The organism is Bacillus cereus (genome assembly GCF_002564555.1).
In the GTDB taxonomy this organism is placed as follows: domain Bacteria; phylum Bacillota; class Bacilli; order Bacillales; family Bacillaceae_G; genus Bacillus_A; species Bacillus_A cereus_K.
Genome location: NZ_NUVD01000020.1, coordinates 672,679 through 694,044 on the forward strand (window position 1 = coordinate 672,679; position 21,366 = coordinate 694,044).

Sequence of the window (21,366 nt, forward strand, 5' to 3'; positions counted from 1 at the left end):
GAATAAAAGTGAGTATTTTAAGTGTAAAAAGTTTAGAAACGAGTTATGAAAAGCTTACAGTGTTTCGCGATTTAAATGTGGAAATACAAAAGGGAAAAGTAACGACAATTATAGGGCCAAACGGATGCGGGAAATCAACACTATTAAAAACGATGGGACGAATTTTAAAACAAAAAAGTGGTAAAGTGTATTTGCAAGGACAGGATTTAAGCACGATTCCAACGAAAGAAATTGCCAAGCAGTTAGCTTTACTCCCGCAAAATCCGATTGCACCAGGAGAACTTAAAGTAGAAGAATTAATTTCTTATGGACGTTATCCACATCGGAATAACGTAAACAAATTAACGTCCAAAGATAAAGAGATGATTGATTGGGCATTAGATATAACGAAAACATCTACGTTTCGAACGAGACAAATTGCAAATTTATCAGGTGGTCAACGACAAAAGGTATGGCTAGCGATGGCTTTAGCACAAGAGACAGAAGTGCTTCTATTAGATGAACCAACTACATACCTCGATATGTCCCACCAATTAGATGTATTGCAAATAGTAGAAAAGTTAAATAGAGAACATAATTGTACGGTCGTAATGGTATTACATGATATTAACCACGCAGCGAGATTTTCAGATGAAATTATTGCAATGAAGGAAGGGAAAATTATTACAACTGGTAGTCCAGAAGAAATAATTACAAATGAAGTATTAAAAGAAGTATTTCATATTGATGCGCGTGTCATGATTGATTCGTATAATGGGTCTCCTGTTTGTTTCGGCTATGATAGCGTTGTATCTCAAGAAGAAAAAGTAGAAATATATGTAACGAGTTAAAAGGGGGGGATTTACAATGAATATGACAATTGAAAAACAGCAGATTATTACATCTAATACAGAACAGTGGAAAATGTATTCAAAATTAGAAGGTAAAGAATATCAAATTCATATTTCAAAGCCGAGGCAACCAGCGCCAGAATCAGGATATCCTGTCATATACGTATTAGATGGTAATGCCTTTTTTCAAACATTCCATGAAGCGGTTAAAATACAATCGGTTAGATCAGAAAAAACAGGTGTTTCACCAGCCGTTATAGTAGGTATTGGGTATCCAATTGAAGGGGCATTTTCAGGAGAAGAAAGATGCTATGATTTTACACCTGTCGTAATTTCAAAAGAGGCTCCTTTAAAACCGGATGGTAAGCCGTGGCCTAAAACAGGAGGAGCACATAACTTCTTTACTTTTATTGAAGAAGAATTGAAACCACAAATTGAAAATGCTTTTGAAATCGATAAAGAAAAGCAAACGTTATTTGGTCATTCGCTAGGCGGATTATTTGCATTACATATACTATTTACAAATGTAAATGCCTTTCAAAATTATTTTATTAGTAGCCCATCTATTTGGTGGAATAACCAATCTGTACTTGAAAAAGAAGAGAACCTTATAAATGAATTAAACAATGCTAAGCTTGAAACAGGCGTATTCCTTACAGTTGGGTCATTAGAACGAGAGCATATGGTTGTAGGTGCAAATGAATTATCAGAGCGCCTTCTCCAAGTAAAACACGATAAACTTAGATTTAGGTTTTATGAAGCTGAAGGGGAGAATCATGCATCTGTAGTGCCGACCTCTTTAAGTAAAGGATTAAGATTCGTTAGTCATTTATAGAAGAATTAATAGCATAAAAAAGAATCCCATATTATGTGGGATTCTTTTTGTTAGATAGACATATTTAAGGTATTAACCAAAAACATTCANNTGAATGTTTTTGGTTAATACGGTATACTACATACATAATCAAATATATATTTGAATAAGAGGTGTTACATATGAGTGAAGAACATTGTGAACTTTGTTATCATGATGAGAAAAAAGTCAAACATGCAAGTGACATGTTGGAGAAAGAAAATATAAGTAGTGTAGCGAAAATGTTTAAGGCACTTGCAGATGAAACACGATTAAAAATTGCTTATGCATTGTATACGGAAAAGGAACTTTGCGTACGTGATGTCGCAAGTATTATTCATAGTAGTATTGCAACAGCCTCGCATCATTTAAGGTTGTTACAAACAATAGGATTAGCAAAAAAGCGTAAAGAAGGGAAACTTGTTTTTTATTCATTAGATGATTCTCATGTAGATGGATTAATTGAATTAGCGTTTAGTCATAGTAGTGAAATGAACAAGAAAGAATTCAATAAGTAATCGTGCATTTTCATAAAGATATTTCTTTATGAAAATGCAACTTTAAAAGGAGAGGAGATAATAAGTATGATAAAGTTAGTTTTAATACGACACGGAAACAGTGAATGGAATGTTGAAAATCGGTTTACAGGTTGGACGGATGTTGATTTATCAAATACTGGTCTTAGAGAGGCAAGAGAAGCTGGAGAGATTTTGAAAGCCAATGGATTCTCATTCGATATAGCATATACATCTGTTTTAAAAAGAGCGATGCGAACTTTATGGATTACTCTTGAGGAAATGGATTTAATGTGGATACCTGTTCATAAAACATGGAAATTAAATGAGAGACATTACGGTGCACTTCAAGGGTTAAATAAAGAAGAAACGGCAAGGAAATATGGTGATGAGAGAGTAACTTTATGGAGACGTTCAACAAATGTACGCCCACCAGCTCTTACAAAAGATGATGAGAGGTATGAAGCGGCACATCCGAAGTATAGAAAATTAAAAGATAGTGAGTTTCCTCTTACAGAAGATCTAGAAGATACAGAAAAACGAGTGGTTTCATATTGGGATGAAGAGATAGCTCCTAATGTAAAAGCTGGTAAAAAAGTAATTATTGCAGCGCATGGAAATACAATACGTGCGTTAGTAAAACATTTAGATCAAATATCAGATGAAGATATAGAGAATGTAAACATTCCAACAGGAACACCATTAGTTTATGAATTAGATAACGATTTAAAACCGATCTCCCATTATTATTTAAATAGGAAAGTGGAGACATTAGAAGGAAATTTGGTATAAAACAAACAGCTTTATATACCCTACCTATGTATTGTATATGAGTAATGGAGGTGATTTATATTGTTACATTATACTGTCGTAAATAAAAAGAATTGTGAGTCATGTGGATTATGTATTTCCGTAGCTCCTGATATATATCAATTAGATGGAAATGAAAAATCATTTGGTGTATTAGATAACAATCAAGGAATAATGGGAATCCCAAAAACTTTCTTAAAAGCAATGTTGGCAGCTAGAGACGGCTGTCCAACAAGTTCAATTCAAGTTAGAAAAGAGCCGTTTATAAATAAAGTGAAAATTCAATAGAGGAATTATTAAAAACAAAACAAGATTAAAAGGAGGAATTTATATGGGACATCATCACGGTCACCAACATCATGGGCATACTCACGGGCATTCCCATGGACATCATCATTTTGAAGAGAGTAGAGAAGGGAATAAGAAAGGTTTAATTACGGCATTAGTAATTACGGCAATTATTATGTTCCTTGAATTTTTTGGAGGATTACTTACAAATAGTTTAGCTTTATTATCTGATTCAGGACATATGTTAAGTGATACAAGTTCATTATTATTAAGTTTAATCGCAATTGGATTAGCAGCTAGAACTGTTACTTCTACAAAAACGTATGGATATTATCGTTTTGAAATTTTAGCTGCATTAATTAATGGAATTACGTTATTTGTTGTGGCGGGACTTATCGTATGGGAAGCAATCGGTCGTTTTTTTGAACCACCAACTGTAGCAAGTGGTCCAATGATGTTAATCGCATCAATTGGTTTACTAGCAAATTTAATTAGCGCATGGGCGCTTATGAGACAAGGTGATGTGAAAAATAATGTGAATTTACGTAGCGCATATTTACATGTTCTTGGAGATGCTCTAGGTTCAGTTGGTGCATTAGTTGCTGGTGTACTTATGTCACTATTCTCATGGTATATTGCAGATCCAATTATTTCAGTAGTTGTAGCTTTATTGATTTTAAAGAGCGCATGGGGAGTAACAAAACATTCCATTCATATACTTATGGAGGGTACACCTGTTTCAATTGAATTAGAGAAAGTGAAGCAAGCGATTAGAGAAGTAGAAGGTGTACGGGATATACACGACCTTCATATTTGGACAATTACATCGGGGTTAGATGCATTAAGTGTCCATGTAATGATTGATAAAAAGAAAGACGATCAAGAAGTGCTTCAAAATATAATTGATATGTTAAAACAAGAGTTCCATATTGAACATACTACAATTCAAATTGAAACACTTAAAATTAAACATACTGAAATGATTGTTTAATAAAATGCAAACAAAAGGCTGTGGGGAATTCCCATAGCCTTTTGTTTGTGCAAGTAGAATTGTCCTTTTTGAAAGTTTTGTTTCAACTTTTCGTCTAAGGAGACAAAAAGTTGTCACATTTCCGTCACAATTAGCATAAACATAAAATAGACGAAATGAACTTACCCCATAAAAGCTCGACTGATTCAACTAATGATTAGTAGGGCTGAAATAAACACCGATTAAAAGTTCACTTTATTCTCAAGGAGGTAGATCGTATGAAAACTATTCTTGCTATCGCTGGGCTTATTTGGGTTTTATCACATGGCATTCCAATTTATGAAGGAGAGCAAATTCGCAGTGCTCTTAATAAACAATTTAATGAATATCATATCATTGATCGACAAGATAATGTTGTTACTGTTCGAGTAAATGACTGTTTTCATACGGTAACCGTTGAGGGAACTTCAGTAGTAAATGATACAAAAGTATGTGATCAGCAATAATTATATATAGGAAGAAAAAAGTCTCGATTCAAATATGTGAAGATTGAGACTTTTGTATTTGTGGATGAATAATAAGTGGGGATGGACAATCCCTGCTTATTATTGTTTCACTTTATCCCGCATTAACGGCCGATAAAAGCCCGATTGGTGTGGCTAATAATTAGAGGGGATGGACAAAACCCCTCTGATTAAAGTTTCACTTTATTGAGTTTTGATGGGAGATGAAATGATTTTTTGAAAAAAAGGAAAGGGTATAATGATAATTGGGACTGAGAAGCTAGTAATTTGTTAAGAATAATCATAAAGCGGAAATATACTCATATGGGGTATCATACATAGATATTTAATGCTATAATTGGTATACTCGTAAAAGCAATTGTTTTATTGGATGAAGAGAAACTTTAAGAAGGTGATAATATGGATCATAAAGAGCATGAGGCAGTAACACATAGATCAGAAAAAGAAAAAGAACAAATTATTAATAGATTAAAGAGAATTGAAGGACAAGTCCGTGGTATTCAAAATATGATTGAAAATGATCGTTATTGCGTTGATATTTTAGTGCAAATTTCAGCGATTAATGCAGCGATGAAAAAAGTGGGAATGGGCGTTCTCAAAAATCATACGAGTCATTGTGTTTCAGGAGCTATTAAAAATGGAAATGGTGACGAAGCAATTGAAGAATTAATGACAGTATTTGAACGTTTTTCAAAAGCGTAAAAACCAAGCTAGTATAAGACTAGCTTGGTTTTTTTACATATAGGGGTATGGAAAGCTGCTATAAAAAATAGATGCTTGGAGCACAGGAAAGATAAAGATTTTAGAAAAAATATAAAATCATGATACAAAACCATTGATTACCTTAGGGGGGTATGGTAAGATGTAGTTGTGATTAACAAACAATGAAGAAACAAGAGGAGGATTTTAAATGGAACAGTTTACATTACAAGTTGAAGGTATGTCTTGTGGACATTGTGTAAATTCTATTGAAGGCAGTGTTAAGGAATTAAACGGTGTTGAACAAGTGAAAGTTCAATTAGCAGAAGGAACTGTTGAAGTTACTATTGATTCATCAGTCTTAACGTTAAAAGATATCGTTGCGGTCATTGAAGATCAAGGATACGATGTTCAATAATTATTTTTAGATACGGAAATAAATCGTACTTTAAATGAAGTACGATTTATTTTGCTAATAATTATACCTCATAAGGGTATATAGAGGTGAGAGACATGAATGAACAAAAAGAGGCCAATCTTCAAATATCAGGAATGACATGTGCGGCATGTGCAAATAGAATTGAAAAAGGTCTTAAAAAAGTAGAAGGTGTTCAAGAGGCAAATGTAAATTTTGCACTTGAAAAAACAAAAATAATGTATGATCCCCAAAAAACAAATCCGCAACAATTTAAGGAAAAAGTTGAATCGTTAGGATATGGAATTGTAAGTGATAAAGCTGAATTTACTGTTTCAGGAATGACATGCGCAGCATGTGCCAATAGAGTAGAAAAGCGTTTAAATAAGTTAGAAGGTGTGAACGAAGCGACAGTAAATTTCGCTTTGGAATCGGCTACAGTAGATTTTAATCCTGATGAAATTAATGTAAATGAAATGAAGAGTACAATTACGAAATTAGGATATAAATTGGAAGTGAAATCAGATGAGCAAGATGGATCAACTGATCATCGCTTACAAGAAATTGAGCGACAAAAGAAGAAATTTATCATTTCGTTTATTTTATCATTCCCGTTACTGTGGGCAATGGTAAGCCACTTCTCATTTACATCGTTTATTTATTTACCTGATATGCTTATGAACCCTTGGGTGCAGCTAGCTCTTGCAACACCAGTTCAATTTATCATTGGTGGACAGTTTTATGTTGGGGCTTATAAAGCGTTACGTAATAAAAGTGCTAACATGGATGTTCTTGTGGCACTTGGAACATCGGCTGCTTATTTCTATAGTGTATATTTAAGCATTCAATCTATCGGTTCTTCGGAACATATGACAGATTTATATTTTGAAACGAGTGCGGTACTTATTACACTAATTATTTTAGGTAAATTATTTGAAGCAAAAGCAAAGGGACGTTCATCAGAAGCAATTAAAAAGTTGATGGGTTTACAAGCAAAGACAGCTACAGTTGTGCGAGATGGCACAGAAATGAAAATTTTAATCGAAGAAGTGGTAGCTGGTGACATCGTTTATGTGAAACCTGGTGAAAAAATCCCAGTAGATGGAGAAATTGTAGAAGGAAAATCAGCAATAGATGAATCGATGTTAACGGGTGAAAGTATTCCAGTTGATAAAACAATTGGAGATGTAGTCATCGGTTCTACTATGAATAAAAATGGGTTTTTAAAAGTTAAAGCAACTAAAGTAGGCAGAGATACTGCATTAGCTCAAATCATTAAAGTAGTAGAAGAGGCTCAAGGTTCAAAAGCTCCTATTCAAAGGGTTGCAGATCAAATTTCAGGTATCTTCGTACCAGTTGTAGTTGTGATTGCTATTATTACATTTGCGGTGTGGATGATATTTGTTACACCGGGTGATTTTGGCGGGGCACTTGAGAAAATGATAGCAGTACTTGTTATCGCTTGTCCGTGTGCTTTAGGCCTTGCAACACCTACATCTATTATGGCTGGATCAGGAAGATCAGCTGAGTATGGCATTTTATTTAAAGGTGGAGAGCATTTAGAAGCAACGCACCGATTAGATACGGTTATTCTGGATAAAACGGGTACAGTAACAAATGGAAAGCCAGTATTAACAGATATAATTGTAGCAGATGGATTTGAAGAGAAGGAAATATTACAATTAGTCGGTGCAGCAGAAAGAAATTCTGAACACCCACTTGCAGAAGCGATTGTAGAAGGAATTAAAGAAAAGAAAATTGATATCCCAAGTTCAGAAACGTTTGAAGCGATTCCGGGATTCGGTATCGAATCAGTTGTAGAAGGGAAACAACTATTAATTGGTACACGTCGATTAATGAAGAAATTCGATATTGATATTGAAGAAGTTTCTAAATCGATGGAAGAGCTAGAACGAGAAGGAAAAACAGCAATGCTTATTGCGATTAATAAAGAATATGCTGGTATAGTGGCCGTTGCAGATACTGTAAAAGATACTTCAAAAGCAGCTATCGCAAGACTTAAGAAAATGGGTCTAGACGTTGTTATGATTACAGGAGATAATACACAAACTGCTCAAGCAATCGCTAAGCAAGTTGGTATTGACCACGTAATTGCAGAAGTCTTACCAGAAGGAAAAGCAGAAGAAGTGAAAAAACTTCAAGCAAAAGGTAAGAAAGTAGCAATGGTTGGAGATGGAATAAATGATGCACCTGCTCTTGCTACAGCCAACATTGGTATGGCAATTGGAACAGGAACTGATGTAGCGATGGAAGCAGCGGATATAACGTTAATCCGCGGTGACTTAAATAGTATTGCAGATGCGATCTATATGAGTAAAATGACGATAAGAAATATCAAACAAAACTTATTCTGGGCATTAGCTTACAACGCTTTAGGAATTCCTATTGCGGCGCTTGGTTTCTTAGCACCTTGGGTAGCTGGAGCCGCGATGGCATTTAGTTCTGTATCAGTCGTATTAAATGCATTACGATTACAAAGAGTTAAATTAAAATCTTAAAAAGCTACATGAATGAATTGAATATAATTAAAAAACAATACTTTGAATAAGTATTGTTTTTTGTTCGTATAGAAACTAAAACGATATAATAAAGAAGAAAGATTGAATCGTATATAGTAGAAAAGCTAAGAGGAGTTTGGTAAGGAGACTCGTATATGTTAAAAGATATTATAATTAGAACATTCCAGAAAAAAGATTTAGAGCAAGTATTACAATTGTTCTATGAAACAGTTCATACGGTTAATGCAAAGGATTATAACGAGTTACAACTACAGGCTTGGGCACCAGAGCAGCTGGATAGGGAAAATTGGCTGCAGTCTTTAGAAAAGAATAGGAGCTATGTAGCGGATAATAATGGTGTGACAGTAGGATTTGGCGATTATAATGATAATCATTATGTAGATCGGTTATTTACGCATAAGGATTATCAAGGAAAGGGAATAGCTTCATACATACTACAGAAGTTAGAAGAAGAAGCAGTGAACATGGGGCATAGGGATATATATACAGAAGCGAGTATAACAGCAAAACCTTTCTTTGAGAGTAAAGGTTTTATGTGCATAAAGGAACAAAAGAAACAGCATAATGGTCAGTTTTTTATTAATTATATCATGAAAAAAATAGCCTTCTCATAAATGAGAAGGCTATTTTTCATTATTTTACAGCTTCTTTTAGTTCTTTACCAGCTTTGAAAGCAGGTACTTTAGAAGCTGCGATTTGCATTTCTTCACCAGTTTGTGGGTTACGGCCTGTACGAGCAGCTCTTTCGCGAACTTCGAATGTACCGAATCCGATAAGTTGTACTTTTTCACCAGCAGCTAAAGTGTTAGTGATTGATTCTACTACAGTTTGTAAAACTACAGTAGCTTCTTTTTGAGAAATCTCAGCATTTTGTGCTACGCTTTTAATTAATTCTGTTTTGTTCATGTTTTTCACCTCATATGTAAATAATGCTATTTAAGTTGTTATTATAACGTATAAAACATTCGAGAACAAGTGTACGTACATATATTCACGAAAAAAATGATATTTGTAATATTTTTTAGGATCACTTTACAGACATTCAATTTAAGCGGATATAGATTTATTCTTTATTTCCGTCTTCTCTGTAGAGGAAGATAGTTTCTTATTATAAGCTATGAAATAAGGTAGTGCTACAAATAACATACCTCCTACTAAATTTCCAAAGAAAACAAAAATGAAGTTTGGAAAGTATTCAGCCCAAGTTAAATGACCAGCAAAAATGGCAGCAGGGATGACAAACATATTGGCAACAACGTGTTGAAATCCAATCGCAACAAAGGTCATAACTGGGAACCAAATTCCGATAATTTTTCCGATAAATTCTTTACTTCCCATACTGAGCCAAACAGCTAAACAAACAAGCCAATTACATCCAATTGCAGAAATGAAGGCCTGTAGTGGTGTGTCTTGTAGTTTTGCTTGTGCAATTGAAACTGTCTTCGCTAGAAAAGCTCCCTCTGTTAATCCGACGATATGGCCGAAAAAATAAGCTACGAATATAGCACCGATGAAATTGCTAAACGTAACAATAACTAAATTGCGGATGAAGTGAAACAAAGTGATTTTCTTTTGAAGCCAAGCCATTGAAACTGTCATCATATTACCAGTTACTAGTTCACCGCCGGCAAGAATAACGAGTATAAGACCGATAGGGAATACAGCGGCACCTAAGAAACTAGTAAATGATCCCCAAGATTTTGGCATTGTCCCAATAACATGAATATCTAGTAAATATCCTAATGCTATGAAAGCACCACCAAAAAAACCGAGAATTAGCATAGGGAGTAAAGATAAATGAGCCTTTTTTCTTCCGGAATTAGCAGCAAGTTCAGTAATTTCTTCTGGTGTACATACAGACATGAATAACCCCTCCATAAATATTGTGATGGAACGAATAAAAGAAAAAATTTTAAAAATCTATGTATTATAAAATTATGTTATGGAATGTGTATAAATTTGTCAAATTTATACGTGGATAAAACCGAGTATAGCTTAACATTTTTTCATGTTGTCACATCGATGTAACAAAAAGATTTTAAACTACATTAAGAGGTGAAAACGTGAATACGCATCATGTAAAGAAAAATCCAAAAAAATCAATTTTAAAGAAATTTATTATTAGTTTCATAAGTATATTAATTATTCCAGTAAGCTTGTATTTCTATGCAACAGAAATAGAACGAAGATTGGTATCGGTCACGTTGAATGAAATAGAAGCTCCTACGATTCCTAAAGAGTTTAATAATAAAAAGATATTGCAATTCTCAGATGTACATTTAGGGCCAGAGTTTACACTGAAACAATTAGAAAATTTGGTGGAGAAGATGAATGAGTTACATCCAGATATAGTAGTTTTTACAGGAGATTTAATAGATAGGTTTGGATCTTATAATGCGGAAAGAGAAGAAGCGAAAGGCATTTTGCAGAAAATTCATGCTCCCCTAGGGAAATATGCTGTGTTTGGGAATCATGATAGAGGTGGGGGCGGTAGTTTGTTTTACAAAAAGTACATGGAGGAAGCTGGTTTTTCGGTTTTAGTAAATGAAGTGCAGAAAATTAAAGTGGAAAATGGCAAGTATATTACAATATCAGGTTTGGATGATTTCTTATTAGGGAAACCACAAATAGACTTGACTTTAAAAAACTTAAAACAACAAGATTTCAATATGCTATTAGTACATGAGCCGGATGTTGTAGACAAAGTAGCTCGTTATCCAGTTGATTTTCAAATGTCAGGACATAGTCACGGAGGACAAGTTCAGATTCCCTTTGCAGGTCCTTTAATTACCACAAAATTAGCTGAGAAGTATGTTGAAGGAATGTATGAATTAGAAGGAAAGAGTAAGCCGTTACATTTATACGTAAATCGCGGTATTGGGACGACTCGAATACCTGTAAGATTTTGGAGTGTTCCGGAACTTTCAGTTTTTGTATTGAAGCAAAATAGTAATTAGAATAGGGCGTTTAACATGTTTGAAAAGAAGAATTTGTTCGATTCTAATTTCTTGTTTTCAAAGGAAGTTATATCCAAGCATTGCTAGAAAAGATTCATATATAAGTAAAGAAATAAATAATTACTATTGTCATAGTGGAAATACACTTTTTTCTTGACTTTTTATATGAAGGAGAGCAGAATGGTAAAAAAGGAAGGGGGGATGATGATGGAAGAGTACGTATTAGAGCTGTATAACCTGTTATATACGACAGAATGGCAAGATATTGTTTCGTTTCTTGGGATAGTATTTTGTATGAAAATTATAATCGTATATGTGGAAGAGCAAGGTATGTTCTATTCCTTCTCATCCCCGTTCGAGTTGCGACGTGAGCCGTTGCTAAACTATGCCAATAGAAATGAGGAACAAATTCCTTTTGTTATCTTCTTTATGATTCGTTTTATAACAGCGATCGTAAAGAAAAAGGAAAGTGATGATGAAGAGTGCCACTCAACTTGTAATATAGCGAACGTTTTTTAAGCTAAATACAAGGAGGAGATTTATATGTGGTTTCGATTTCTTATGATTGGTTTCTTTTCATTAACAGCAATTACATTAATGGGATATCAAGTGTCTGAAATTTTTCAAGCATATAGCAGTACGTTTTTTAACAAAAACTAATCGCATTGCTATTTGAATAATAAAGCGATAAAATCCTTCTTAAGAAGTATTGTTAAGAAGGATTTTTTCTTTGCCCTGTCTTACTGTGTCAAACTATTGTCACATTTACACCGTGAATAATATGTTAAAATAGTGAGGTTAATTATACATATTTGAAAGAAGAGGAGTGACCAATTTGGTGGATCAATCAACAAATCAGAAAAGCTATGCTCCTATTGTGATAACGCTTTCTGTAATTGTAAACGCGATTATTTTATTTTTGTTCTTTGGACCTGTTGGCTATGAAGGAGAATTACATTTTGATGTAACTATCTTACCAATGTTAAATGCAATTTTTAATAGTTTTACGTTTGTATTTTTATTAGCAGCTTTATTCTCTATTATTAAAAAGAACGTAAAAATGCACCGTGGTTTTATTCTTGCAGCATTTACAACGACTTTATTATTTTGTGTGTCATATTTATCGTATCATTACTTGGCGCCAGCAACGCATTTCGGTGGAGAAGGATTCATTAAATATGTGTATTTCTTCATTTTAATTACACATATTTTCCTTGCGGCAATTATTGTACCACTTGCATTGTTCGCACTTGTATTTGGTTTTACAAATCAATTAACGCGTCACCGTAAAATCGTACGTTGGACGATGCCAATTTGGTTATATGTAAGTTTATCTGGTGTTATTGTTTACTTAATGATCTCACCTTATTACCAATAAAATGTCTCAGCCTTTAGGCTGGGACTTTTTTGTTAAGCAAATATTTTTGTGATATGAAAAAAATATGGTATATAAAAGTATAGTTGCTTTTCATAAGGAAGGGATGGTAAAGGTATATGCAAAATTTTGTATTTCGTAATCCAACGAAACTTATTTTCGGTAAAGGACAGTTAGAACAGTTGAAAACCGAAATTCCACAGTTTGGTAAAAAAGTTCTTCTCGTATATGGGGGAGGAAGTATTAAAAGAAACGGTATTTATGATAATGTAATTTCTATTTTAAAAGATATAAATGCGGAAGTATTTGAATTGACAGGTGTTGAACCGAATCCTCGTGTATCAACTGTAAAGAAAGGGATTCAAATTTGTAAAGATAATGATGTTGAATTTATTTTAGCGGTTGGTGGAGGAAGTGTAATCGACTGTACGAAAGCAATTGCAGCTGGTAGTAAGTACGATGGAGATGTATGGGACATTGTAACGAAGAAAGCATTTGCTAGTGAGGCGTTACCATTTGGTACTGTGCTTACTCTTGCCGCGACGGGCTCTGAAATGAATGCAGGATCAGTAATTACAAACTGGGAAACGAATGAAAAATACGGATGGGGTAGCCCTGTTACTTTCCCTCAGTTTTCGATTTTAGATCCAGTTCATACTGCATCTGTACCGAAAGATCAAACAATTTACGGTATGGTAGATATTATGTCACACATATTAGAACAATATTTCCACCATGGAACAAATACAGAACTACAAGATCGTTATTGTGAGTCTGTTTTAAGAACAGTAATTGAAACAGCTCCTAAGCTGTTAAATGATCTAGAAAATTATGAGCATAGGGAAACAATTTTATATTGCGGAACGATGGCGTTAAATGGGATTTTAGCAATGGGAGTAAAAGGAGACTGGGCAACTCATAATATTGAGCATGCAGTTTCCGCTGTTCATGATATACCGCATGGGGGTGGTTTAGCAATTTTATTCCCAAATTGGATGAAACATGTTCTAGATGAAAATGTGAATCGTTTTAAACAATTTGCTGTGCGTGTGTTCAATATAGAAACGGAAGGAAAAGCGGATAAAGAAATTGCGCTAGAAGGAATTGAGGCACTGCGTCAATTCTGGACTTCAATTGAAGCACCAGTAAGATTGGCTGATTACGGTATTGGGGAAAATGAAATTGACTTAATGGCGGATAAAGCAATGGCTTATGGTGAATTTGGTAACTTTAAAATATTAAATAAAGATGATGTTCTAAATATATATAAAGCTTCTCTATAAGTGGATTGAAAGAAGAAACCTATTTGATTATTGCATCAAATAGGTTTCTTTTTTGTTGTTTACAATTGTTTTTGACTGTTAATGATTACTTTTGATTGTTTGTGGTTGATTTTTGTGATCGTTTTCATTATACTGTAATCAAAGAAGAGGTGAATAAAATGTTAACTCCTGAACGTCATCAAATGATATTGCAACTTGTAAAAGAACAGAAAGTCGTTAAATTACAGCAATTAGTTGAAAGAACAGACAGCTCTGAATCAACAATTCGTCGTGATTTAGCACAACTGGAAAAACAAAGGTTATTAAAAAGAGTCCATGGTGGTGCCTCTGTTTTAACAGGAAAAGGACAGGAGCCAACGATGATTGAGAAATCATCCAAAAACATTCAAATAAAACAACAAATTGCCAAGTGTGCGGCTACCATTGTTGAACAAGGTGATTGTATTTATTTAGATGCAGGAAGTACAACATTTGAAATGATTCCGTTTTTAATAAATAAAGATGTTACTGTCGTTACGAATGGTCTTATGCATATTGAAGCTTTAGTTGAAAATAATATTCGGGCCTATTTACTAGGCGGGATGATGAAGAGTAGGACGAAAGCTTTAATTGGTGCTATGGCGCAAGAAAGTATGCAGAAATATCGCTTTGATAAATGTTTTTTAGGAGCGAATGGTGTACATGAACAGTTAGGATATACAACACCAGATCCAGAAGAGGCGCTTTTGAAACAAATGGCATTATCATTAGCGAACGAAGGATACATCTTAATTGATGAAAGTAAGTTTTCGGAAGTTGCGTTTGCGAAAATTGCAAATGTTGAAGAGGCAAGCATTATTACAAACCATTTAGAAATTGATTTAGAAAAATATAAAAGACAAACCAATGTAATTGAGGCTGATAAACAATGATCTATACAGTTACTTTAAACCCATCTATTGATTACGTAGTACAAGTTAATTCTTTCGATTTAGGAACAGTAAATCGAGCGGAGAAAGATATGAAATTTCCTGGGGGAAAAGGGATTAATGTTTCTCGCGTTCTTCATCGTTTAGGTATTGAAAATGTATCGCTCGGATTTACGGGTGGATTTACCGGTCAATTTATTAAAGATGTATTACATGATGAAGGCGTGATAACAAACTTCGTCCAAGTAGACGGAGATTCTCGAATTAATGTGAAAATAAAAGGGCAAGAAGAAACAGAATTAAATGGGCAAGGTCCTAGTGTGACAAATGAGCAATTTGAACTATTAATGAAACAAATCGAAAGTATGAAGCAGGGAGATTGTGTTGTACTAGCTGGAAGTGTACCGGCGTCTATCCCAACTACTTTTTATGAATCAATCGCAGCGTTCGGAGCTAAAAAAGGTATTCGTGTAGTAGTGGATGCGAGTGGAAGTGCATTGCAGCATGTAATTAAAAATAAACCATTTTTAATAAAGCCGAATCATCATGAACTTGGTGAGTTGTTCGGAGTAGAGCTTTCAACAGTAGAAGATATTTTACCGTATGGAAGAAAATTAATCGAACAAGGTGTAGAGCACGTTATCGTATCAATGGCCGGAGATGGAGCTTTATTATTTACGGCAGAAGGTATATATGAAGCAACTGTTCCGAAAGGTGTTGTAATTAATTCGGTTGGAGCTGGAGATTCACTCGTTGCAGGATTTGTAGGTAAATATGAACAGACAAAAGATATTGAAAAGGCATTTCAATATGGCGTTGCAACGGGGAGTGCAACAGCATTTTCAGCTGATTTATGTGAAAAGGAAAAAGTAGAAGAATTATTGTCGCAAGTAATTGTAGCTAAGCGATAGGGGGAAGCAACATATGAAAATTACAGAACTACTAAAAAGGGATACGGTCATTATGGATTTGACAGCTTCGAATAAAGAAGCTGTCATAGATGAATTAGTTGAGAAATTAAACGGAGCAAATCGTTTAAATAGTAAAGTGGAATTTAAAGAAGCTATTTTAAAGCGGGAGTCACAAAGTACAACTGGAATAGGTGAAGGTATTGCTATACCTCATGCGAAGACAAATGCTGTTAAGCAACCAGCGATTTGCTTTGGTAGAAGTGTAAGCGGTATCAATTACGAATCGCTTGACGGACAGCCTGCACATTTATTCTTTATGATTGCTGCGAGTGAAGGGGCAAATAATACTCATTTAGAAACGTTGTCACGTCTCTCTACAATATTAATGGATGGAGGGTTTCGCAAGCAATTATTAGAAGCGAGGGATGAAGAGGAACTTCTTCGTTTATTTGATGAAAAAGAGAATGAAAAAGAAGAAGAAATTGAAGTTGCAAAACCAGAAGGCAATGAACCATACGTGTTAGCTGTTACAGCTTGTCCGACTGGTATCGCTCACACATATATGGCTGCTGATAGTTTAAAAGCAAAAGCAGCAGAGCTGGGGATTACGATTAAAGTTGAAACGAACGGATCGACGGGTGTAAAGAACGGTTTAACGAAAGAGGATATTGAGCGTGCAACAGCGATTATTGTTGCGGCAGATAAACAAGTAGAAATGAACCGTTTTGCTGGAAAACATGTCATTCAAGTGCCAGTCGCTGATGGGATTAGAAAAACGGAAATCCTTCTTAATCGTGCTGTAAAACAAGATACACCAATCTTTAAAGGGGTAAAAGAGGATGGGAAGGCAGAAAGTATAGAGAAAGAAAAAGGATTAGGAATTTATAAACATTTAATGAGCGGTGTAAGTAATATGCTTCCATTCGTTGTTGGTGGAGGGATTTTAATCGCGCTAGCATTTATGTTCGGTGGAATTAAGGCAGAAGGACCTTTGGCTGAATTGTTAATGTCTATTGGAGGAGGAAAAACAGGTGCGTTTTTATTCCTTGTACCAATTTTAGCTGGATTTATTGCAAGTTCTATTGCAGATCGTCCTGGTTTTATGCCTGGTGTTGTCGGTGGATTTTTAGCAGCAGATGCGAACGCTGGATTTTTAGGTGGATTAGTTGCTGGATTTTTAGCTGGATATGTTGTTTTAGGATTGAAAAGATTATTTTCAGGATTACCAGTACAGTTAGAAGGAATTAAACCTGTTTTGCTATATCCAGTCTTTGGATTGTTGATTACAGGAGTCGTTATGCAAAAAGTAGTAAACCCGCCTGTAGTAGCATTAAATGAAATGTTAACAGGATGGTTAAATGGTTTGAATGGTACGAATGCTATATTATTAGGCCTTATTTTAGGTGGTATGATGGCAATTGATATGGGTGGTCCCATTAATAAAGCTGCATTTACATTTGGTATTGCTGCAATAGAAGCGAAGAATTTTGGAGTGCACTCTGCTGTTATGGCTGGTGGTATGGTACCACCACTTGCGATTGCATTCGCAACTACATTCTTTAAATCGAAGTTTACTGAAGCGGAACGTAAATCTGGTTTAACAAACTATATTATGGGAGCGTCGTTTATTACAGAAGGCGCGATTCCATTTGCAGCTGCAGATCCAGTTCGAGTAATTGTAAGTTGTGTTGTTGGTTCAAGTATTGCAGGTGCGTTATCTATGTTATTCCAAATTACATTACCGGCACCACATGGTGGACTATTTGTTATAGCGTTAGTAAATAAACCGTTGCTATATATTTTCTCTATATTAGTAGGGACGGTTGTTTCGGCTCTGATGATGGGAATTTGGAAAAAGAAAGTTAAATAACAAATGAAAAAGGAGCAGCTGCTATTAGCTGCTCTTTTTTATTACAAAAAAGTAGGTTAATAATTGGAGAGTGATGATTTTTGGTAAAAGATGTAATGAAATGTGAATGTTTTGTAACAAAAAAGTAATACTGTAATTTTTTTTGGAAAAAAATCTAGTGCTTGTATGTGGAAAAAATATGAAAACTATTGGAGATTCTATTGGAAATGCACTCCAATAATATGGAAATTTATGTTACAACTCATTAATCGTATATTACGAATGCTTTGTAATTGTGTGATTTCTAAAAAACTAAAAAATCTGTTGCTATAATGAAAATACGAAAACAAAGCAAATGGAGGCTATTCATGAAAAAATTATTAGGTATAGCAACAGCGGCAGTTTTTGGTCTTGGGATTTTTGTAGGTTCTGCGAAAGCAGAAACGATTGTAACAACAGATGTATTAAATGTTAGAGAAAACCCAAATGTAGAATCAAAGCTTGTAGGTAAAATGTTAAGTGGAAATAAATTAGATGTTATAAATACAGAAAACGGATGGTCGAAAATTAACTTAGACGGTAAAGAAGCGTTTGTAAGTGCTGAATTTACAAAAAGTACATATTATGTAACGGCGAGCGTATTAAATGTTCGTGCTGGAGCGAATACTGACTCTGAAGTTCTTGGCAAACTTAATAAAGATGATGTGATTGAAACGACAAATCAAGTTCAAAATGAATGGTTACAATTCGACTACAATGGAAAAGTGGGATATGTTCACGTGCCATTTTTAACAGGAACGGCACCTGTGATTGAAAAGAAAGTAGTCGTAGCTCAAGAAGAAGCACCGGCTAGAGTAACTACGTCGGTTAAAAATAATACAGCAGTTAAGAGTGTAGAATCTGTTAAGAGTGTAGAATCGAGTAAACCTGTAGCAAAAGCAAAGCCGGTTGCGCAACCAGTTGCGAAATCTACTGAAACTAGTGCGCCTCCCGGTGGTCGTGAAATAACTGTAGAAGCGACAGCGTATACAGCAGATCCAAGTGAGAATGGTTCATATGGTGGTCGTGTACGAACTGCAATGGGGCATGATTTAACAGCAAACCCAAACATGAAAGTAATTGCTGTTGATCCGAAGGTGATTCCACTTGGATCAAAAGTATGGGTAGAAGGATATGGAGAAGCAATTGCTGGAGATACTGGTGGTGCGATTAAAGGAAATCGTATTGATGTATTAGTAGGTTCAGATGGTAGTGCTAATAGCTGGGGACGTAAATCTGTAAAAGTGAAAGTTATAGAGTAGTGTATACGTATTAACATAAAAGGCGGTTGCTTGAAAATATGAAAGCAACCGCCTTTTATGGATTATTGAAAGGGATAAATAGTTTTACCTGTAATAATTTTATATGCACTGCAAAATTGAGTTTGCATATACTCTGTATTTTTATTTTGTGGGTGTAACGTTGTTTCTTGGAGTGTAGAATGAAAAGAACGTAGCAAACAATTTAGAGCGAAGTATAATTCCTCTTGTGAACAATTGTGTTCTTTTGTAGCAGTGGCTAAAATGAGGTCTTTTGTTAAAGATGAAAAATTGATGGTGGATTGTTCCATAGTCAACTCATCCTCTCAAAGCTATTTTTTTATCATGTATATGCAGAATTGGACAAACTATGTTCTTTTTTTAATGTGAAATTTCATGTACCGATATGAAAGAACTTGCAATCGTACCGTTAAAATTGTTAAGATTGGATATAATCAATAGATGGAGTATATTACATAAAGAGAGTTGAATGATATGGGAGAAATGCAACGTGAAAAAGTTGCTGTCATCATTGGGCCAACTGCTGTTGGGAAGACGAAGTTAAGTATTGACCTTGCTAAAGCGTTGAATGGTGAAATTATAAGTGGAGATTCCATGCAGATTTATCGCACGATGGACATTGGAACTGCAAAGGTGACAAAAGAAGAGATGGACGGAATTCCACATTATATGGTCGATATAAAAAATCCGGAAGATTCATTTTCTGTAGCAGAATTTCAAGAACGTGTTCGTAAGCATATTCGAGAGATTACAGAGCGTGGTAAATTACCGATTATTGTTGGCGGAACGGGTCTTTATATACAATCTGTTTTATTCGATTATCAGTTTACTGATGATGCTGGTGATATTGTATACCGAGAGCAAATGGAAAAGCTAGCTTTAGAGCATGGTGTGGAATATGTACATAAAAAATTACAAGAAGTAGATCCAGAAAGCGCTGAGCGCATTCATGCAAATAATGTGCGCCGTGTCATTCGTGCGTTAGAAATTTTCCATACGACGGGTGAAAAAATGAGTGATCAACTTGAAAAACAAGAAAATGAGTTATTATACGATGTTTCATTAATTGGCTTGACAATGGATCGAGAAATGCTATACGATCGCATTAACTTACGAGTTGATTTAATGATGGAACACGGTTTATTAGAGGAAGTAGAAGGGCTGTATAATAGAGGGATAAGAGATTGTCAATCTATTCAAGCGATTGGTTATAAGGAGATATACGATTATTTTGAGAATCGTGTCTCTTTAGAAGAAGCGGTATCACAATTAAAGACGAATTCACGCCGTTATGCCAAACGTCAATTAACGTGGTTCCGTAATAAGATGGATGTCACATGGTTTGATGTTACAGATGGTGAAAAAACGTCAGAAATTTTACGATACATAGAAGGAAAGTTACAACTAAAGTCGAATAATAGTAAGTAGAGAAAAAGAGGAGGATTCGACATGAAGCAATCAATCAATATTCAAGATCAGTTTTTAAATCAACTCCGTAAAGAGAATACGTTTGTTACGCTGTACTTATTAAATGGTTTCCAGCTTCGTGGATTAATCAAAGGATTTGATAATTTTACAGTCCTACTGGAAACAGAAGGTAAGCAACAGCTTATTTATAAACATGCAATTTCTACATTTGTACCACAGAAAAATGTTTCAATTGAATTAGAGTAGTAATGAATTATTGTACATAACAAAAAAGAGCGAGTTTTCTCGCTCTTTTTTTATTTGTCATAAATAATGAAATTTAAGCGATTCTAAATACAGTAAGTCGGATGTTAGTGTTGCCTGTTTCAGGAATTGTAATTTCGCTAAGGGTCGATTTGACAGAAATGTTTGCGCCAGCAGCTAATGTTTTGATTGTAGTGAATGAAAGTGAGTCGCCTATTAGATTTGAAGAGAAGTTGTCAGTTGCTACTGCTCCATTTATTGAAATCCCTACTCCAAGTGGAGCACATCCTGGTGCAGTTGTAGAGATGGATACGCTAATTACATAAATACCAGCGTTGATAACAGTAACTGTATCTGTGCCGTTGAAGATAATATTGTTTACGTTAATTGCGGTACTAAAAATAAAGTTATTAAATTGGATTACTGTTTGCTGAATGTTGTTTGTTACAACAATTGTCGCTACAGGGAAGCTAGTTCCAGTAGGGCCAGTTGGACCTGTAACGCCAATGCCAGTAGCACCAGTTGGTCCCGTATTACCTTGAGGTCCAGTAGCGCCAGTGTTACCTTGAACACCTTGAGGTCCAGTAGCGCCAGTGTTGCCTTGAACACCTTGAGGTCCAGTAGCACCGGTGTTACCTTGAATGCCTTG

General features: G+C 34.9%; 25 protein-coding genes. 21 read left to right on the forward strand and 4 right to left on the reverse strand.

Annotated features, from left to right (window positions below; genetic code table 11):
- The first annotated feature begins 8 nt into the window (after positions 1-8).
- The 11 genes from COI75_RS14020 (at position 9) to COI75_RS14070 (ending at position 9,058) form a co-directional block, all read left to right on the forward strand.
- Positions 9-830, forward strand: a complete 822-nt coding sequence (locus COI75_RS14020; protein ID WP_000025821.1) for an ABC transporter ATP-binding protein — start codon at positions 9-11, stop codon at positions 828-830.
- A 16-nt stretch (positions 831-846) separates the two neighbouring features.
- Positions 847-1,665, forward strand: coding sequence for an alpha/beta hydrolase (locus COI75_RS14025; RefSeq protein ID WP_001057436.1), 819 nt, complete (start codon positions 847-849; stop codon positions 1,663-1,665).
- A gap of 161 nt (positions 1,666-1,826) precedes the next feature.
- Positions 1,827-2,201 carry an ArsR/SmtB family transcription factor gene (locus COI75_RS14030; RefSeq protein ID WP_001287979.1) on the forward strand — a complete coding sequence of 125 codons (375 nt, stop codon included), beginning with the start codon at positions 1,827-1,829 and terminating at the stop codon, positions 2,199-2,201.
- A 66-nt stretch (positions 2,202-2,267) separates the two neighbouring features.
- Positions 2,268-2,990, forward strand: a complete 723-nt coding sequence (gpmA, locus tag COI75_RS14035; protein ID WP_000594119.1) for a 2,3-diphosphoglycerate-dependent phosphoglycerate mutase — start codon at positions 2,268-2,270, stop codon at positions 2,988-2,990.
- 60 nt (positions 2,991-3,050) lie between these two features.
- On the forward strand, positions 3,051-3,296 hold the full coding sequence (locus COI75_RS14040; protein ID WP_000903571.1) for a ferredoxin: 246 nt from the start codon (positions 3,051-3,053) through the stop codon (positions 3,294-3,296).
- A 43-nt stretch (positions 3,297-3,339) separates the two neighbouring features.
- The gene (locus COI75_RS14045; RefSeq protein WP_000509826.1) at positions 3,340-4,287 is read left to right on the forward strand and encodes a cation diffusion facilitator family transporter; all 948 of its coding nucleotides are present in this window, start codon (positions 3,340-3,342) and stop codon (positions 4,285-4,287) included.
- A 257-nt stretch (positions 4,288-4,544) separates the two neighbouring features.
- Positions 4,545-4,772: a hypothetical protein gene (locus COI75_RS14050; protein WP_000849107.1), complete on the forward strand. Its 228-nt coding sequence runs from the start codon at positions 4,545-4,547 to the stop codon at positions 4,770-4,772.
- Between the two features lie 417 nt (positions 4,773-5,189).
- A complete protein-coding gene (locus COI75_RS14055) occupies positions 5,190-5,492 on the forward strand; it encodes a metal-sensing transcriptional repressor (protein WP_000349637.1) in 303 nt (100 codons plus the stop codon).
- 208 nt (positions 5,493-5,700) lie between these two features.
- Positions 5,701-5,907 (forward strand): copper chaperone CopZ, encoded by a 207-nt coding sequence (gene copZ, locus COI75_RS14060; protein WP_000434760.1) that lies wholly within the window; start codon positions 5,701-5,703, stop codon positions 5,905-5,907.
- A gap of 95 nt (positions 5,908-6,002) precedes the next feature.
- Complete coding sequence (locus tag COI75_RS14065; RefSeq protein WP_001005324.1) at positions 6,003-8,423, forward strand: heavy metal translocating P-type ATPase; 2,421 nt, start codon at positions 6,003-6,005, stop codon at positions 8,421-8,423.
- Positions 8,424-8,578: 155 nt separating this feature from the next.
- On the forward strand, positions 8,579-9,058 hold the full coding sequence (locus COI75_RS14070) for a GNAT family N-acetyltransferase (RefSeq protein ID WP_000910170.1): 480 nt from the start codon (positions 8,579-8,581) through the stop codon (positions 9,056-9,058).
- A 19-nt stretch (positions 9,059-9,077) separates the two neighbouring features.
- Here COI75_RS14070 and COI75_RS14075 read toward each other — a convergent pair whose 3' ends face one another.
- Positions 9,078-9,350 carry an HU family DNA-binding protein gene (locus COI75_RS14075; protein ID WP_001043913.1) on the reverse strand — a complete coding sequence of 91 codons (273 nt, stop codon included), beginning with the start codon at positions 9,348-9,350 and terminating at the stop codon, positions 9,078-9,080.
- Positions 9,351-9,491: 141 nt separating this feature from the next.
- Positions 9,492-10,307 carry a formate/nitrite transporter family protein gene (locus tag COI75_RS14080; RefSeq protein WP_000109698.1) on the reverse strand — a complete coding sequence of 272 codons (816 nt, stop codon included), beginning with the start codon at positions 10,305-10,307 and terminating at the stop codon, positions 9,492-9,494.
- A gap of 200 nt (positions 10,308-10,507) precedes the next feature.
- On the opposite strand from COI75_RS14080, the gene COI75_RS14085 reads away from it, so the two are divergent.
- From COI75_RS14085 to entD, 8 genes are all read left to right on the forward strand, one after another.
- Positions 10,508-11,401, forward strand: a complete 894-nt coding sequence (locus COI75_RS14085; protein ID WP_001091718.1) for a metallophosphoesterase — start codon at positions 10,508-10,510, stop codon at positions 11,399-11,401.
- 180 nt (positions 11,402-11,581) lie between these two features.
- Entirely contained in the window at positions 11,582-11,920 is a 339-nt protein-coding gene (locus COI75_RS14090) for a hypothetical protein (protein WP_000239218.1), read from the forward strand.
- A 316-nt stretch (positions 11,921-12,236) separates the two neighbouring features.
- Positions 12,237-12,779, forward strand: a complete 543-nt coding sequence (locus tag COI75_RS14100; RefSeq protein WP_000228313.1) for a DUF420 domain-containing protein — start codon at positions 12,237-12,239, stop codon at positions 12,777-12,779.
- Positions 12,780-12,895: 116 nt separating this feature from the next.
- Positions 12,896-14,059 (forward strand): iron-containing alcohol dehydrogenase, encoded by a 1,164-nt coding sequence (locus tag COI75_RS14105; RefSeq protein ID WP_001179077.1) that lies wholly within the window; start codon positions 12,896-12,898, stop codon positions 14,057-14,059.
- Between the two features lie 158 nt (positions 14,060-14,217).
- Positions 14,218-14,970, forward strand: a complete 753-nt coding sequence (locus COI75_RS14110; RefSeq protein ID WP_000957271.1) for a DeoR/GlpR family DNA-binding transcription regulator — start codon at positions 14,218-14,220, stop codon at positions 14,968-14,970.
- Positions 14,967-15,878 (forward strand): 1-phosphofructokinase, encoded by a 912-nt coding sequence (gene pfkB, locus COI75_RS14115; protein WP_000640838.1) that lies wholly within the window; start codon positions 14,967-14,969, stop codon positions 15,876-15,878. Before COI75_RS14110 ends, pfkB begins: the two co-directional genes overlap by 4 nt.
- Before the next feature lie 13 nt (positions 15,879-15,891).
- A complete protein-coding gene (locus COI75_RS14120) occupies positions 15,892-17,748 on the forward strand; it encodes a PTS fructose transporter subunit IIABC (protein WP_000704613.1) in 1,857 nt (618 codons plus the stop codon).
- A 347-nt stretch (positions 17,749-18,095) separates the two neighbouring features.
- On the forward strand, positions 18,096-19,028 hold the full coding sequence (gene entD / locus COI75_RS14130) for a cell wall-binding protein EntD (protein ID WP_000734639.1): 933 nt from the start codon (positions 18,096-18,098) through the stop codon (positions 19,026-19,028).
- A 62-nt stretch (positions 19,029-19,090) separates the two neighbouring features.
- Here entD and COI75_RS14135 read toward each other — a convergent pair whose 3' ends face one another.
- A complete protein-coding gene (locus COI75_RS14135) occupies positions 19,091-19,336 on the reverse strand; it encodes a hypothetical protein (RefSeq protein ID WP_000438216.1) in 246 nt (81 codons plus the stop codon).
- A 184-nt stretch (positions 19,337-19,520) separates the two neighbouring features.
- Between COI75_RS14135 and miaA the strand changes: the two genes are divergently transcribed.
- Both miaA and hfq read left to right on the forward strand, forming a co-directional pair.
- Positions 19,521-20,474, forward strand: a complete 954-nt coding sequence (gene miaA, locus COI75_RS14140) for a tRNA (adenosine(37)-N6)-dimethylallyltransferase MiaA (protein ID WP_000504366.1) — start codon at positions 19,521-19,523, stop codon at positions 20,472-20,474.
- Between the two features lie 21 nt (positions 20,475-20,495).
- Entirely contained in the window at positions 20,496-20,720 is a 225-nt protein-coding gene (hfq, locus tag COI75_RS14145; protein WP_000813896.1) for an RNA chaperone Hfq, read from the forward strand.
- 73 nt (positions 20,721-20,793) lie between these two features.
- Here the strand turns inward: hfq and COI75_RS14150 are convergent.
- The coding region (locus tag COI75_RS14150; protein WP_098448392.1) for a Gly-Xaa-Xaa repeat protein at positions 20,794-21,366 on the reverse strand (573 nt) is incomplete at its 5' end.

Excerpts from the sequence above, each read along its gene's own strand:
- COI75_RS14025 (WP_001057436.1), top strand. The coding sequence starts at position 847 with ATGAATATGACAATTGAAAAACAGCAGATTATTACATCTAATACAGAA.
- COI75_RS14030 (WP_001287979.1), top strand. The coding sequence starts at position 1,827 with ATGAGTGAAGAACATTGTGAACTTTGTTATCATGATGAGAAAAAAGTC.
- gpmA (WP_000594119.1), top strand. The coding sequence starts at position 2,268 with ATGATAAAGTTAGTTTTAATACGACACGGAAACAGTGAATGGAATGTT.
- COI75_RS14045 (WP_000509826.1), top strand. The coding sequence starts at position 3,340 with ATGGGACATCATCACGGTCACCAACATCATGGGCATACTCACGGGCAT.
- COI75_RS14050 (WP_000849107.1), top strand. The coding sequence starts at position 4,545 with ATGAAAACTATTCTTGCTATCGCTGGGCTTATTTGGGTTTTATCACAT.
- COI75_RS14055 (WP_000349637.1), top strand. The coding sequence starts at position 5,190 with ATGGATCATAAAGAGCATGAGGCAGTAACACATAGATCAGAAAAAGAA.
- copZ (WP_000434760.1), top strand. The coding sequence starts at position 5,701 with ATGGAACAGTTTACATTACAAGTTGAAGGTATGTCTTGTGGACATTGT.
- COI75_RS14065 (WP_001005324.1), top strand. The coding sequence starts at position 6,003 with ATGAATGAACAAAAAGAGGCCAATCTTCAAATATCAGGAATGACATGT.
- COI75_RS14070 (WP_000910170.1), top strand. The coding sequence starts at position 8,579 with ATGTTAAAAGATATTATAATTAGAACATTCCAGAAAAAAGATTTAGAG.
- COI75_RS14075 (WP_001043913.1), bottom strand. The coding sequence starts at position 9,350 with ATGAACAAAACAGAATTAATTAAAAGCGTAGCACAAAATGCTGAGATT.
- COI75_RS14080 (WP_000109698.1), bottom strand. The coding sequence starts at position 10,307 with ATGTCTGTATGTACACCAGAAGAAATTACTGAACTTGCTGCTAATTCC.
- COI75_RS14090 (WP_000239218.1), top strand. The coding sequence starts at position 11,582 with ATGGTAAAAAAGGAAGGGGGGATGATGATGGAAGAGTACGTATTAGAG.
- COI75_RS14105 (WP_001179077.1), top strand. The coding sequence starts at position 12,896 with ATGCAAAATTTTGTATTTCGTAATCCAACGAAACTTATTTTCGGTAAA.
- COI75_RS14110 (WP_000957271.1), top strand. The coding sequence starts at position 14,218 with ATGTTAACTCCTGAACGTCATCAAATGATATTGCAACTTGTAAAAGAA.
- pfkB (WP_000640838.1), top strand. The coding sequence starts at position 14,967 with ATGATCTATACAGTTACTTTAAACCCATCTATTGATTACGTAGTACAA.
- COI75_RS14120 (WP_000704613.1), top strand. The coding sequence starts at position 15,892 with ATGAAAATTACAGAACTACTAAAAAGGGATACGGTCATTATGGATTTG.
- entD (WP_000734639.1), top strand. The coding sequence starts at position 18,096 with ATGAAAAAATTATTAGGTATAGCAACAGCGGCAGTTTTTGGTCTTGGG.
- COI75_RS14135 (WP_000438216.1), bottom strand. The coding sequence starts at position 19,336 with ATGGAACAATCCACCATCAATTTTTCATCTTTAACAAAAGACCTCATT.
- miaA (WP_000504366.1), top strand. The coding sequence starts at position 19,521 with ATGGGAGAAATGCAACGTGAAAAAGTTGCTGTCATCATTGGGCCAACT.
- hfq (WP_000813896.1), top strand. The coding sequence starts at position 20,496 with ATGAAGCAATCAATCAATATTCAAGATCAGTTTTTAAATCAACTCCGT.